A 14284-nucleotide genomic window follows, 5' to 3' on the forward strand; every position below is an offset into this window, starting at 1 on the left:
CAAAATTACCGGGTCGTCGGGCAGCGCATTGTGTTCAGAATGTCAACTTTCTTTGTTTAAAATGTCACTCTTAATGCCGGGAGTGATAGGTGGCGCAAATTCCCATGAATTTGGCGCATTCTACTATGCTCTTTGTGCATTGGTGCTGCTTGCTTTGCATCGTGAATCTGCAAATAAAAAACATCTGCGCCATGAAGAAACCATTGAAACGAAGCCTACAAATTCTGCTGGCATTAACAGCCGCCATTGCCTGTTTTCTGCTTTACGTCCAGTTTAATTACAATCCGGAATACGACGCCCCGGCCACCGGGATCAGGCATAGTAAAGACTCGGCGGTGATTGCCCGCGGACAGTACCTGGTTATGGGGCCGGGCCATTGCTGGAACTGCCACGCAGCCGACGGGGAAACGAATTTACAGACTGGTACAGTGACGGGATTGTCGGGAGGCCTCGCTTTTAAATTGCCGTTTGGAACACTTTACAGCCCGAACATCACCCCCGACTCGGCAACCGGGATCGGCGCCCGTTCCGATGAAATGCTGGCGCGGGCGATCCGGTTTTCAGTAAAGCACGACAACACGGCGATGATCCCTTTCATGACGTACAATGGTATGAGTGATGAGGATATTACTGCCGTAATCTCTTATCTGAGAAGCTTGGAGCCGATCAAAAATGTGGTCGAAGAAACCGAGCTGAATTTACTCGGCAAGATCGTAAAGCGATTTGTGATAAAACCTGTTGGACTAGACTCCATTGCTCCGCACGTCATGGAACGCGATACCACGCCCGAATATGGCCGTTACCTGGCCGCGTCCGTCGGGAACTGCGTGGGATGCCATACCAATCGCGATAAAAACACCGGAGAATTTGTAGGCGAAAAGTTTGCGGGAGGATATCAGATGCGCGCGAAGTCGGGCACATTCACCACTCCGAATCTGACCCCCGATCCGGAAACCGGCGCGATCACCCATTACTCGGTCGGACAATTCATCGCCAAATTCCGGGCCGGTGCCGTTTATCCGGAAACGCCAATGCCGTGGAAGTCGTTTCAAACGCTGAATGACAACGACCTTAAAGCACTTTTTTACTATTTCAAATCGATGAAGCCCGTCAAAAATCCAACAGTCCGGTTTGTTGCGAAAACTGAGAAATAGCGTTATCTGATCCGCGACCAGTTCAGCAAACGGTTTCAAACCAGTTCGTTTTCAGATATTTGGCCCGAAAGCTGGAAGGCGTTTCGCCAGGCATCTTATATATTTTCCCCTTCATCAATTATAAACTCATTCCGCCGGTTACTTCAATGCGTTGGCCATTCACCCATTTCGCGTCTTCGCTGCACAGGAACGCCACTACGCCGCTGATATCATCGGGCAACCCGACCCGACCGAGGGCGGTAGCACCGGCCACGTACGTGCGCAACTCCGGTGAATCGTCCAGAGCGCCGCCTCCGAAAACGGCACCGGGCGCGACTACATTGGCCGAAATGCCCCTTCCGCCCAGTTCGAGGGCCAGGTATCTCGTAAAAACGTCCACCGCACCTTTCATGATCCCATACGCAGAAGCCCCGGGAAACGAGTAGCGCGAGACGCCGGAAGAAATATTGACGATCCGGCCGCCTTCGCGAAGAAAATCCAGCGCCTTTTGTGTGAGAAAATAAACCCCTTTCACGTGAATGTTCATCATCTCATCGAATTGCGCTTCCGTCGTCTCTGCGACTGCCGCCACCAGGCTCGTTCCCGCGTTGTTGATCAGGAAATCGAAACGGTCGGTGTTGAATGTAGCTGATAATGCGGCACTTGCTTCCTGGAAAAAGGCGTCGAAGCCATTAATATCCGCCGTATTGAGCGGTAATGCAACCGCTTTGCGGCCAAGAGATTCTATGGCGGCCACGGTTGCACGCGCCTCGTCAACATTGCTGCGATAGGTTAGCAAAATGTCTGTTCCTTTTTCGGCCAGGTTTAATGCAATGCTTTTACCAATTCCACGGCTTCCGCCGGTAACCAATGCGATTTTTTGAGTTGTCATCTGGGAGTTTTGTACAGTTAAAGAATGTACAAAACTCCGCCAAATGGGGAAGCACCAGTTTGTCCCGGACAATCAATTTTATGTATAATTCAAACTTTTATCCTGGGAACGAAATGCACCCGGCGCGAAAGAAGTTTCACTTTTGAAGAATTTGGTGAAATGGGCGAAATCCGAAACTGTAGGCGATTTCGGCGATAGCCCAGTCGGTCTGTCGCAGCAATGCTTTTACTCCGCCGCAAACACGCAAAACTCCATTTGTATTAATTTGTAAAAATCAAAGCTATCAAAAAGCCCTACCCTTCCATATATATCTGATTGATTGTTTCCTTGCTCAAAGGTTTTGAATAATAGCCGCGCACAAGTGGATGGTTTTCTGCATTCTGTTTGTCCTCAGGATCAATGGAAGACGAAAGGATAAATATGCTGATCTGCGTATGGACCGAATCCGGCAAAGAACTGAATTCGTCAAGAAACTCCCAGCCATTCATCACCGGCATGTTGATATCCAGAAAAAGTACCGTCTCCGGGCTGTCTGGCTTCTGGCTGTATTCCTCTCTGATCCATGCCAGCGCATTCTCGGGATCTGTAAAGAGCTGAATGTGGGCAGCGGGCGCTAAACTTGCAATGTTGTACTTGCAAACCAGGTTGTTGATGGGATCATCATCCACCACGATGAATTGAGGAGGTATTTTCATAAAATGGGAATTGAATGATCATCGGACCGAAATTCGATTCTAAATTCTGTGCCTTTGTTAACGGCACTGTTTACATCTATTTTCCCTCCGAGCATCTCTACCTGCGTTCTGACCATAAATAGTCCCATTCCTTTTCCTTCCACATGATGGTGGAAACGTTTGTAAAGTCCAAATAGCTCCGAGCCTTTCTTCATCAGATCAATTCCCATGCCATTGTCACGGACCGAGATAACGATCTTCCCGAGTTCCCGGCTGCTCGTCATGCATATCACAGGGTCAACGTCCGGTTGCCGGTATTTGATACTGTTCATGATGAGGTTGTAAAAAACGCTGTGCAGGTAACTTTTTAATGTAAAAAGCTCATTAATAGCGCTAAAATCGGTCTTTATCTCTACATGTTCTTTTTCGATGATATTCTGAATGCTCGAACGGATATTGTCTACCAGCTGCTGCATAGATACCCGTTCTCTTTTTTCACTTACATCCCTTTTAATCTGTAAAATCGTATTAAGGTCCAAAACTACGTCATCCAGCCTTTTTACATTCAGCAAAATCCCCTTCAAAAATTCCTCTTTTATCTGCGCCGGATAGTCGTCCTGGTTTACAAGTTCCGCCAGACCGATGATGTTTGCCACCGGCGCCCGCAGGTTATGGGATACGATGTAGGAGAACTGCTCTAGTCCTTTGTTAGACGCAATAAGTTCATTGGTATAATTCTGCAGATTCTCATTGAGCTCATTGAGCTGGGCCTCAGAATTTTTCCGCCGCGTGATGTCCCGCAGGTAGATGGAAAGGCCGCTGGCCGAAGGGTAGGCTGTTACCTCGAACCAGGTACGGTCCCGCTCGTAGTAGGATTCAAAATGTTGTATCGTGTTTTGATCAAATGCCTTTTTATACGATTCATGGAATAAGGTGCCTACAACATCCGGAAACACCTCCCACACAGACTTACCCAGTATTTTTTCCTTCGGACAACCCAGCACGGCCTCAGCCTCCTTGTTCCAGTAGGTAACGATCCAGTTGTGATCCACCGCGTAAAACGCATCCCCGATGCTTTCCAGGATCACATTTTTTTCTTCGAGTGCCTTTACTACCTTTTCTTCTGCTCTTTTTTCTTTGGTGATGTCATTAACGAAACAGGAAAGACCTGTGACCGTGTTGCTTTCTCTTATCGGGTGGATCGAGAATTTCAAGTGACTCTGAGAACCGTTGTAGGGAAGTTCTTTTTCAAATTTCAAAATCTCCCCGCCAAACGCCCGGGCATTGATCTGCTCCCAGTCCTCACCGGAATCGGGGTCGAACTTGCTGATCGACTCGCGTATGTCATAGCCTGGTTGTACATCTACTCCATACCTCGTTTTCATCATGTTTCGAAGCGCCTCATTGTAAGTAATGTATTTAAAATCACTGTCCAGAGAATAGATCAGCGCATCGGTATTGTTCATGATCGCATTCAAGTTCGACTCTGACTTCTGAAGCAGCTCCTGTGCAAGTTTCCGGTCTGTGATATCCATCATGGTCAGGCTGAGCCCCGTGATCTGCCGGTTTTCATACACGGGAGTGAACGTAACACTTAACCATTTCTTTTCGCCCTCAACTCTCTCGTATACATGCTCATACTGCTTCGTTTCACCAGCCAGCACACGGGTGATTGCCATCTTGTAATCCTCAGTCTTGTATTCACTAACGGCATGGTATAAACTGCCGCCTAGCTCAATTTCCTTACCCGTACTGCGCTTATAAAAATAGCTCGCTTTACTGTTAAAGTACTGCACGACCGCATTTGTATCGGCCAGGACAAAACCTTCCGACGTGTTTTCAAAGATTGCCCGCAGGTTGGATTCTGAACTTCGCAGGGCCTGCTGCGATTTTTCCATTTCGGTCACATCGTGCAGTACGCCGTACAACCGCACAGCCTTCCCCTCGCTGTTCTGTTCGATGTGTGCATGCACGTGCAGGTACCTTGTTTGCCCATCCTTTCTTACAATGCGATGGTAGTAATCCGTCGGCTGCATCGATTCCAGTACAGCCGCATTCGTCTTCATCACATATTCCATGTCATCGGGATGAATGATCGACAACCACGATTCCAGGTTCTGGATGTTATCATTTTCAGACAAACCAACGATCCGGCACGCTTCATCGGACCATATACTCGTATCTGTAGTCAGGTCCGACTCCCAGCTTCCCAAATGCGCAATCGCCTGCGCCTGGCTCAGCCGCTGCTCTTTGTGTTTGAGCTGCTCATCAGCCACCAGCTTCAATCGCTCTTTCTCAAAGAAGTCCAGCGCAAATGAAATCCCATTCGCAGCTTCCACGAGTAATGCGGTTTCAGCTTCTGTAAAAAAATCTATTTCAGCGGCATACAGGTTAAAACTGCCAACGATATTACCTGACCTTCTGATCGGCAGCACCATGCACGAGCAGTATCCCGCGCCAGCCGCCAGCGTTTTCCAGTTTTCCGACACAAACGACTGATCTGTGTTGTTGGACACATAGTAGGGTTGCGATTTCAAAAACCCGCATAACGCTCTCTGCTCCTCGTCAGCATCTACAAATCCAGCCAGGTCCTGTTGGGTGAGACCCCGCGCTTCTACCACATTGATCTTATGACTTCCGGGGTTATTCAGCCCGATCCAAACCGCCTGAAACTTCCCGGTTTCGCAGGCAATCCTGCATACTTCGCTGAAAACGGTTTGTGCATTTGTGGCGTGTACAAGTGTGTGGTTGACCTGGCTGAGAAAAGCATAGAGCCTGTTGAGGTGGAGGATCTTTTCATCACTGGCTTTTTTATGTGTTACGTCCCGGAAATTGTCCACAATTCCATTGATTGCGGGCTCGTGCAGAAAGTTGGTTACCGTGGCTTCGATCCACCGCCACGTTCCATCCTTGTGCAGCATCCGGCCGGTATGCCCCTGTATCGGTACCCCCGGACTGGCAAGTACTTTCATCATGATCTTCGACAACTCCGGTATGTCCTCGGGATGTGTTATGGAACCAATGTCCATACCAATTACCTCCTCCTGGGTATATCCAAGTACGTTTTTAACGGCCGGTGATACGTAAGTTGGCTGGGCTTCGGCACTGAGTACAACCACGGCTTCGGTACTGCTTTCCACCAGCGTGCGAAACCGCTTTTCACTGTTCGTCAGCTGTTCCAGCAAGTCTTTCTGCTCCCTTTTGACCTGGTACTTTTCGATGCTTCGGAGTACGGCGAACGTCAGGCGGCCCGACTGCTCCTTTGTAATATAGTCGTCGACGCCGATTCGCAGCAATTCGTCGGCTATTTCATCCGAAATGGCGTCAGAGACGACAATGAAAGGAATTTGCATTCCGCTTTGCCTCAACATCTCTAATGCCTCGGAGTAACGGATGTCAGGTAAAGTATACTCGGAAAGGATGATATCGGGAAAATAATCTGCTAATGCATGTATATATTGATCTCTCGTGCCAATTACCTTTATCTCAGTATTAAAACTCCCTTTTCTTAATGCTTGTTCTACTGTGATTGCCCCACCCACTGAATTTTCCAGGTGCACGATTTTCAAACTTCTGTTCATTTTGTTTGCATTAGTACGTATGCCAAACTTTATGCCTGCCGGAAAACGAAAAATATAAGATTGGCAGGCCTGTACATCAAGTTAGAAAATTAGAATTAGTAAAAAAATCACCTCATTAAGACATTTTACATACAGAACCACAGCAGAAATAGTGGAAACGAAAATCGAATCCACACAACCTGCTACTTTTCAATCTATTAACCGGTAAATATTTTATTAGAAAAAATAGAAGAGCACCCGAAATTACTACGCTTTGAATAGAAACATTTCGCAGGATTGATGAAAAAAGTTCGTATAATTATTCTGTCTTCAAAGACTTGACCGGATCGAGGAGTGCGGCCCGGACAGCCTGGTAACTCACCGTCAGCAAGGTAATGCACAATGCACCCAGCGTTGACACTGCAAAGATCCACCAGGAAATTTCCGTCCGGTATTGGTAGCTGAGCAACCAGTTGCTGAGAAGATACCAGGCAAGCGGAATGGAGATCAGGCAGGCAATGATCACCAGGAGCACAAAATCTTTGGACAACAGCGCCCACAGGTTCGGTACCGTCGCCCCAAGTACTTTTCGGATGCCGATCTCTTTGGTACGCTGCTCAGCGGTGAAGGAAGCAAGTCCGAATAATCCGAGGCAGCTGATCATCACCGCCAGCCCCGCAAAAACAGATGCCAGTTTCGCAATCCGTTCCTCGGTCGCGAATTTGACGGCATACTGCTGGTCGGCGAATTTGAAATCAAACGGGCTTCCCGGATTCAGTTTGCGGAAAACGGTCTCGATTTTGTTCAGGGATCCACGTGCAGACAAGGTTGGGTTCAGTTTGATGTTGATCACATTGGCCCAGCCATAATTGACCATAAAAAGTGCCGGCCGTATGGGTTCAAACGGGGAATCCATGAGCATGTCCTTAATTACGCCCACCACCGTAAACTTCACTCCATTCCACTTCATGTATTTCCCGATCATCTCCGACGGTTTTTTGAAACCCATGTATTTCAGCGCTGCTTCATTCATAACCATTCCCGTCGAATCTGTAGAGAAAGCCCTGGAAAAGTCCCGGCCTTCTACAAACTGCCAGCCAATGGTTTTGCCATAATCGTGTGTCACCGCAATGGTGCAGAAATTATCCTTGAAATTCGGGTCTTTCCCCTCCCACTCAAAACCTCCGTTGTTGGAACTCGTTTTAGTAGGTTCGCTGGACGATGTAGACATATCAACCACCGCTCCGGTCTCCAGCAAGCTCGTTCTGAGTACATTATATTGGTTAGAGAGCTCCGGCGTGTTGATATTAATGGTGATCAGGCCGTTTCTGTCGTAACCGATGGGACGGTTTTTGGCATGCTGGATCTGGCGGTACACGATGATCGTCCCGATTATCAGCGTCACGGAAACGGTAAATTGCAACACCACCAGAACCTTACGCGGAACTGCCGCGAAGCGTCCAAGTGCAAATGTCCCTTTCAATACCTTTACCGGCTGAAAAGAAGACAGGTATAGCGCCGGGTAACTTCCCGAGATCAACCCGGTAATGAGGCAGAATGTGATCCCCGCAAGCCAGAACATCGGGTTTGTCCAGAAAAAAGCGATCTGTTTATCAGCGAGCGCATTGAAGGCCGGAAGCAGCAGCACCACCAAAGCAATGGAAAGCACAAATGAGCAAGCCACCACCAGCAGCGATTCGCTCAGGAATTGACCTACAAGCTGCCCGCGCAGCGAGCCTATGGCTTTTCGGATCCCTACTTCCTTCGCCCGTCTTTCCGACCGCGCGGTGCTCAGGTTCATGAAGTTGATCGACGCGAGCAGCAACACAAACATGCCGATTATGCCAAACAGCCACACATACTGGATCCGTGCATTGACATTCCCGGTCTCATCCCAGCCGGAATACAGGTGCCATCTCGACATCGGGTGCAGGTAGATCACAGGTTTTAGAAAAGCTGTTTCAGGCGCGTGTTTCAGTTTCACATCTTTGATCTTTTTGGAAACGGCCTCATAATTGGAATTAGGGCTGATCTGCGCGAGTACCTGCCATGAATTATTGTCCCACTCTGCATTATCCAAAGCCTTTTTTACCCAATTTTGGGTAGACACATACAAGTCCCAAGGTGCTATAAAGTTCAGATCCCGGAACTCGGTATTGTACGGAAGATCTTCATAAACTCCCGTCACCTTCAGGTTCATCGCATTGTCGAGCTTTACAATTTTTCCGACCGGATCTTCCACACCAAACAGCACGCCCGCGACACTTTCCGACAACATGATCGAAGACTGGTCCTGCAACCCGGCGCGCGTCCCATGGGCCATTTTCAGCGAAAGCATCTCGGCCACCTCGGGACTCATGTAGTTGCCTTTTTTTGTAAGCTTTTTGTCACCGTAAGCCACAATATGGTCACCCGTAAAAGAAGACATCACCACATACCTGAAATCGTCGGCATAATGGGTACGAAGCTCTGTGCCGAGCGGTCCGGGCATATATTCGCCATGATATACTTTCCCTTCGAACGTAACGCTTTGCATGACTTTCGCGATCCGCCCGTAATTCTGGTGGTATTTATTGAATGAAAATTCATCGTGGATCCACAATCCGATCAACAATGCGATCGTCATTCCGGCCGCGAGGCCTCCGATATTGATAGCTGAGTAACCCCGGTTTTTAGTGAGGTTCCTGAATGCGACTTTAAAGTAGTTACGGATCATAACTGGACTGGCTGAATAAGTTTTCGAATATTGCTGCGATTTTTTATCTCTGGCGAAAGGCCGCATTAATTTTAGGACATTCCAAACGTACCGTCGCCGCGCAGTTGCCACGCCGGCCCGACGAACCCAATAGCTATACATTTCCATTAAATCTCCCTGTACCTCCTCCGAAGTATTAGGATCTGCGAAGCGGGCCAGAAGTTTTACGGCCCATTGTGGCGGGGAAGTGTCTTTCATCTACCCTTTCGTTAACTGAAATGCGGAAGACGGCACCGCGTCCCATAGATCATTTCGGACCTGCCTTACCTCCCTTAATACTTTCTCACCCAATGCAGTAACCACAAAAAAGCGTTTCCGCCGGCCGCCACGTTCGGCTGTTGCCCCACCCATCACAGAAAACAGGTAAGCCTTTTCTTCCAGTCGCTGCAAGGTGGTATGCACAGAGCTGAACCCGACCGTCCGGCCGATTTTATGTTCGAGCTCCTGAGCCACAGTAACCGCATAGGCATTTTCTCCGAGTATTGCGACGGTCAGCAGTACCACCTCTTCAAACTCCCCCAGGAATGTTCTCTTCATTACGCGTTGATTTATTCCGATAATGTCGGTCAAATACTATACCAGGTATTGACTACGGCTACAATCACCTGATCTATAACTAGTTGTAGTTATTTTAAATAAATTCAAACGTTCGATTTTGGACAATCATGCCGAAACGTCCGGTAATTCGCGGAATTTGAGAATTTCTACTTTTATCCTTATTTATGATACTATCTTTCACAAAATGGACAGAATTGAAAATTTGTATTAGTTTACAGGAACAATAACCCTGGACATATGAAAGCTGTTGAATTTCACTTACCTCAGGATGTCGACAAATCCTTTATTGTTTTTCGGGAAAAAGGCGATTTCTTCCCGGCTCCATGGCATTACCATGCTCACTTTGAGTTTGTTCTTGTAAATAAAAGTACCGGGAAACGTATGGTCGGTGACCATATCGGCTACTTTGAGGAGGACGATTTGGTTTTTATGGGTTCAATGCTCCCGCATGTCTGGGTCAACGACCAGATGTACCTGGACAGAAAAGCTGCTGAACAGGCAGATGCTCTCGTCCTGCATTTCACGGAGGATTTTCTGGGAGACGAATTTATGACTATTCCGGAAATGGATAATCTGAGAAAAGTTTTGAAACTCGCCGACCGCGGCATGGCATTACACGGAAGGACCCGCGATGAAATCAATAAGCTGATCCGCAAAATGCCGACGATGAACGGACTTCAGAGACTTTCATCTCTGCTGTTGATCTTTGATATCATGGCCACGACGACAGAATACGACCTTTTGGCCAGCCCGCGCTTTGTCCAGAACTTTCACTTCGAATGCTCCGACCGGTTTAAGAAAATCACGGGTTACATTATGCAAAACTTCGACAAGGATATCAGTCTTGCCGAAATCGCTTCCGTGGGAAGTATGGGTGTGACCGCGTTTTGTAACTTTTTCAAGGAGCAGTTCCGCGTAACATTTGTGGAATACCTCACAACGGTCCGCATCGGGCACGCCTGCAAGCTCCTTTCTGAGAATGACCGGAATGTAGTGGAAGTTGCTTATGAATGCGGTTTCAACAATCTGGCTAACTTCAACCGGCAATTCAAAAAACTGAAAAGCATGACGCCGAGCGATTACCGGAAAACACTGCTTATCCGTTAATAGCCGATGTTTTGGGCCAAAAAAAGATGAAATATTGTATTACTTCAAAGGCATACTGAACCGGCGGGTCATGGTGAGCAGCTTTTCCCGGATCGTTTTTTCTGCCCCAGGCACGAGGCAGCTGTATCTGCACCGCCAGGTTTCGTAGCCGCCTTTCTCAATTTCTTCCAGCGGGGGCACATATCCCACGTTACCATTCGCCATGGTCACTGTAAAATAAGATTTTGCGCCCGCGCTGGCTTTGAGATATAAACCCGTCTCGGAGAAAAATTCGCCGGCGAGTGCACCAATCACTCCATCCCCAATGCGGATCGCCTGCACCGGACATTCGGCCATTGCCGGCATTTCATTCAGCAGGATCTGCTCTCTGGCGTAAATCTGCCGTAAACCATCCCTATCCGGCTCGATGGTCTCGAACTTCGCGGTTGCTACCTGTTTTGCCGCTTCCCGAAGCTCATCCCCGTTGGGCTTCACGACCGGCACTTCCACCACTTCCAGGATCGCGTCGAGCGTTACGTCTTCCTGCCATTCCAAACCTGAAATACTTTGAAATACTTTCTCAGCCAGATCGCTGCCGATCCATTGGCTTTTTTCGAAATGCGTTTTCGGGTACCGTTCGCTATCCAGGAAGTCCCAGATGTTGACGTCGCCGCTTGTTCCATTGCTCATGATCGCCACAAAATCACTTCCGGCTTGTAATTTTCCAGTTAATGCCTTTGAAAAAACACCAAAATAATCCGCAGAAATCGTCCCGTTTTCCCAATCGCCCACATAATGCAGCGAGTAGTTGGCGAGCAGTCCGATCCAGCTGTCGTCCAGACCTTTTACTGCCAGATAACCCAACTCCGGGTCTGTCGGGGCAATGCTGTTTTTGATAAATTGTTCGGCGCCGAAAGGATTGGTCTTGATTTTGTCACTTTCCCCCGTCACCGGATTGAATGGGACATATTCTTCACTCATCTCATAACGCCGGCAAAGCAAATGCTCCGGAGCGAATACCGAGCCAAATGCAATCTGCGCAGGTTTCAGATTTTGCAAAGCCAGCAGAACCGACTCGACGATCAGGCCCGGCAGCTTGCTGGCATAAGCGGGATCCACACTCCCCAAATGCACATCCGCCACCGAGCCTGCCGCGTGCGTGTGGGTGCTGGAAATCATCATATGCGACGCAGGAATGCCGGTAAGCCCGGTTATCTCCGATTTAACCCCATCCAAAAACGCTTTGGGCATAATACAAATATCCACCACCACCAACGCCACAACGATATCTTCCCGCTGCAAAACCAACGCTTTGGAATACAGGTCATCATGAATATAGGTCGCGTAATGCGTGACAAAATCCCCATTAATCCGCGTTCCAAGCGGAGGGGTGGTGGTGGTTTGGGCGGAGCCTGCTAGGAGGTGCATAGGTTTGGTTTTTCTTCGGCAGTCGGCTGTTTTGGCTTTTAGCTGTTAGCCCATTAGCTGTTAGCCTTTTTTAATGCTTTTAAAGCTATAAATGACAATGAATGACTACAAATGACTTTTGTCTGCTTTTGCCCACTTTTACCCTAAATCCCTAAAAGGACTTTTGCGTTGAACTTCGAAGCATAGGTAAGCCCCTTTAGGGGTTTGGGGCAAAACAGAGGTAAGCCCCTTCAGGGGTTTGGGGCAAAACAGAGGTAAGCCCTTTCAGGGGTTTGGGGCCTACCCCCACGCTTTCCTCAAAAACCGGATCCAGTTGTGAGAAAAAATATTATCAATATCCTCTTCCGAATATCCTCTCCTTTCCAGTATCTCCTCGTATTTCTGTAAATCGGCGATGGAGTTCAGGTCCCAGGGGGATTGTTCGGTACCAAATATTCCGTCCAGATCGCTGCCGATGGCGATGTGGTGGCTGTTGCCGGCGATCTGGCAGATGTGGTCCCAATGGTCTACCAGATGTTCCAGTCGGATGTCGAGCTGCCAGGGATCGGAAATCCTGTCGATAAACCGGATGTCCATCGCCCAGCAATCCAGCATCCCGCCGATCACCGCGCCCCGGTCAACCAGCTTTTTGATCTGCGTATCATTCAACTGACGCTGGTTTGGTACAATCTTGCGCACATTATGGTGACTCGACCAGATTGGCCCCTCGTAGAAATCCATTACCTGATCAAAACCTTCATCAGTCAAATGCGTGGTGTCGAGGATCATGTTCAACCGGGACATTTCACGCATTAACTCAAACCCAAGGGGCGTAACTTCTCCCTGCATTTTGGTCCCCGGAGCATACCTTCCCGGCCCGAAATGAGAAAGCCCCACAGCCCGTAAACCATAGTCATATGCTTTCTGCAAATACGAGACATTAACCAGAGAATCAGCACCTTCCAAACTCAATATGTAGCCGATCGGCTTTTTCTCACTGCTAATCGCCGCATTTTTCCAAAGTTCCAGATGCGCGTCCAACCCTGCCAGATCAGTAATCTGCACCATTTCGCCGAGCGCCTCCATTTCGCGGTACCAGGCAAGCTGCGCCTGCGTCATCGCCCAGGCCTGCTGCGGTGAGTTCCAGCCGGGTAAGGCGCTACCCGATGGCGTGTAACGTGCGAGCTGGGTTGCTACCACAATTCCGACATTGCCTTTTCGGAGTTCCGGCAGGCATACCGTTCCTTTTCCACGGTCATTTTTGTCGGACATATGCATTTCACGCTGTCGGATTTCGTCCAGTGGCCGGGTCAGGTCACGGTTCCATTCGATGGCGTTCATGGACAGGTCCAGGTGGGCGTCAAAAATGAGTCGGCTCATATTTAAATGGGTATTTTTCAATTAATTCTCTTACTTCCCCGCTGAATTTCCCGAGAAGCTCCTGCCATTTTTCTGCTTCTCCAAGTTGATACGGATAAAACCCTTTCCCACTTTCCATCCCACATTCGTTCTCCGAAACCATTTTTTCAAAAAACTCAGGAACATGTTGATCCGTTGCAAGTTCGGGGTTCAGATCTTTCATCACCATTCCGTAAGCATAAGTCCCCATCAGGTCCATATAACGCAGATTTCCGGCAAATGGCGAATAGTAGCCCGCATCGTTCCGGCAGGCGCGATCAATATCCTCCACGGTCGCATATTCGTTATGGACCAGGTAAAAGGCTTCACGTATCAATGCGCCCAGCAATTTCATCCGTACACCCGTATTACCATGAATCACGTAGGGATCTTTGTTCCAGAAATCGGTCGCAACCTGCATGAATCGGTCTGTATATGCGGGATTTGTAACCTCATTGGCGATAATTTCAAGAAAAAAAGTCTTGTCGGCAGGCGCCGTCCAGTTTACGCCCATAATGCGGTCGGGAAAAGCTGCACTTTTTTGCAAGAGTTCCAGATCGATCGTTTCCGTGTTTACCGCAATGATCGCAGTCGGGCCCAGTACTTTTTCGAGCTGGTCAATTGCCTTTTTTTTGGTTATACAATCTTCTTCAGTGACCAGTATTGCCAGTTCGCAGCTCTGTCCAAAACTCACCGGCGCCATTTCTTCCAGCTCAAAATCGCATTCCGAATCCCGCAAGCAATTTGCAATGCCTTCCTTTAAAGGATGGTTTCCCGCCAGCAGCACCGGCCCCGTTCGTTGTCGCGTTTCTTTCATGGAC

General features: G+C 48.5%; 10 protein-coding genes. 2 read left to right on the forward strand and 8 right to left on the reverse strand.

Annotated elements, in window-relative coordinates:
• Window positions 1–191: 191 nt before the first annotated feature.
• The gene (locus tag LZG72_RS11275) at window positions 192–1154 is read left to right on the forward strand and encodes a cytochrome c (RefSeq protein ID WP_233871682.1); all 963 of its coding nucleotides are present in this window, start codon (window positions 192–194) and stop codon (window positions 1152–1154) included.
• Between the two features lie 118 nt (window positions 1155–1272).
• Here the strand turns inward: LZG72_RS11275 and LZG72_RS11280 are convergent, their stop codons facing one another.
• The 5 genes from LZG72_RS11280 to LZG72_RS11300 form a co-directional block, all read right to left on the reverse strand.
• Window positions 1273–2025 carry an SDR family NAD(P)-dependent oxidoreductase gene (locus LZG72_RS11280; RefSeq protein WP_233871685.1) on the reverse strand — a complete coding sequence of 251 codons (753 nt, stop codon included), beginning with the start codon at window positions 2023–2025 and terminating at the stop codon, window positions 1273–1275.
• A gap of 293 nt (window positions 2026–2318) precedes the next feature.
• The gene (locus LZG72_RS11285; protein WP_233871688.1) at window positions 2319–2720 is read right to left on the reverse strand and encodes a response regulator; all 402 of its coding nucleotides are present in this window, start codon (window positions 2718–2720) and stop codon (window positions 2319–2321) included.
• Window positions 2717–6280 carry a PAS domain S-box protein gene (locus LZG72_RS11290; RefSeq protein ID WP_233871691.1) on the reverse strand — a complete coding sequence of 1188 codons (3564 nt, stop codon included), beginning with the start codon at window positions 6278–6280 and terminating at the stop codon, window positions 2717–2719. The genes LZG72_RS11285 and LZG72_RS11290 overlap by 4 nt, the downstream gene beginning before the upstream one ends.
• A gap of 298 nt (window positions 6281–6578) precedes the next feature.
• Window positions 6579–9212 carry an ABC transporter permease gene (locus LZG72_RS11295; RefSeq protein WP_233871694.1) on the reverse strand — a complete coding sequence of 878 codons (2634 nt, stop codon included), beginning with the start codon at window positions 9210–9212 and terminating at the stop codon, window positions 6579–6581.
• Window positions 9213–9551, reverse strand: a complete 339-nt coding sequence (locus LZG72_RS11300) for a PadR family transcriptional regulator (RefSeq protein WP_233871697.1) — start codon at window positions 9549–9551, stop codon at window positions 9213–9215.
• A gap of 258 nt (window positions 9552–9809) precedes the next feature.
• On the opposite strand from LZG72_RS11300, the gene LZG72_RS11305 reads away from it, so the two are divergent.
• On the forward strand, window positions 9810–10679 hold the full coding sequence (locus LZG72_RS11305) for an AraC family transcriptional regulator (RefSeq protein WP_233871700.1): 870 nt from the start codon (window positions 9810–9812) through the stop codon (window positions 10677–10679).
• A 39-nt stretch (window positions 10680–10718) separates the two neighbouring features.
• On the opposite strand, the gene LZG72_RS11310 is transcribed toward LZG72_RS11305, so the two are convergent.
• The 3 genes from LZG72_RS11310 to LZG72_RS11320 form a co-directional block, all read right to left on the reverse strand.
• Complete coding sequence (locus LZG72_RS11310; RefSeq protein WP_233871703.1) at window positions 10719–12086, reverse strand: hypothetical protein; 1368 nt, start codon at window positions 12084–12086, stop codon at window positions 10719–10721.
• 279 nt (window positions 12087–12365) lie between these two features.
• Window positions 12366–13445 carry a dipeptidase gene (locus tag LZG72_RS11315; protein ID WP_233871705.1) on the reverse strand — a complete coding sequence of 360 codons (1080 nt, stop codon included), beginning with the start codon at window positions 13443–13445 and terminating at the stop codon, window positions 12366–12368.
• The gene (locus tag LZG72_RS11320; RefSeq protein WP_233871708.1) at window positions 13426–14280 is read right to left on the reverse strand and encodes a 3-hydroxyacyl-CoA dehydrogenase family protein; all 855 of its coding nucleotides are present in this window, start codon (window positions 14278–14280) and stop codon (window positions 13426–13428) included. The genes LZG72_RS11315 and LZG72_RS11320 overlap by 20 nt, the downstream gene beginning before the upstream one ends.
• Between the last annotated feature and the right edge of the window lie 4 nt (window positions 14281–14284).

Origin of the sequence: Dyadobacter sp. CY323, from assembly GCF_021390245.1 — a bacterium.
In the GTDB taxonomy this organism is placed as follows: domain Bacteria; phylum Bacteroidota; class Bacteroidia; order Cytophagales; family Spirosomataceae; genus Dyadobacter.